Raw genomic sequence first — 650 nt, 5'->3', positions numbered from 1 at the left:
CTCTGTTCCGGGCATCGGACCGATCAACGCGCTGACGATCCTGGCCGAGGCCGGGGATCTGCGCCGCTTTCCCCACCATCGTCAGTTCCTGAAGTTCTGCGGCATGGATCTCGCCACGGTCCAGTCCGGCATGTTCCGCGGCCAGAGCCGGATCTCGAAATATGGTAATGCCCGGCTGCGGCGCACGCTCTGGATGGCCGGCCAGACCGCCGTGCTCCAGCGCACCAACAGCTTCCGGGACAAGTTCGAGCGCTATATCGCACAGGACCGCCACAACCCGCATCTCAGACGCAAAGCCTACACGGCTGTCGCAGCCAAGATGGCCCGAACCATTCACGCCGTGATCAAATCCGGCGACCCCTATCGCCCCTTCTTCGAAGGGGTGAGCCCAGGCGGAAGGACCCCTCTCTGTCGTGCCGTGGAGGCAGTTCGCTGACCTCGTAGATAATGTTCGGGCCTCTCGCTTGGAAATTCGGATCTCGTCTTGAGGACGGTGAGGGCGGCGCTCAGGCTGACCCTGTGTTTGCTATGGGAGAGACCACTTCTTGACGGCGAAGCCCGTCTGGGCAACCATCGACAGGGTGTCCGACCGTTCGGATGCCCCGTGACCCAATGCCTAAAACGGCAAATTCTTCCCGACGTAGGACGTT

General features: G+C 62.0%; 1 protein-coding gene. It reads left to right on the top strand.

Features of this window, described 5'->3' with window-relative positions; translation table 11 throughout:
• A partial coding sequence (locus DL1_RS20685; protein ID WP_038070303.1) for an IS110 family transposase occupies nt 1-436 on the top strand: 436 nt, incomplete at its 5' end.
• Nucleotides 437-650 lie beyond the last annotated feature (214 nt).

It is taken from the genome of Thioclava dalianensis (genome assembly GCF_000715505.1).
Classification (GTDB): domain Bacteria; phylum Pseudomonadota; class Alphaproteobacteria; order Rhodobacterales; family Rhodobacteraceae; genus Thioclava; species Thioclava dalianensis.
This window is presented reverse-complemented; position numbering and strand designations above follow the sequence as displayed.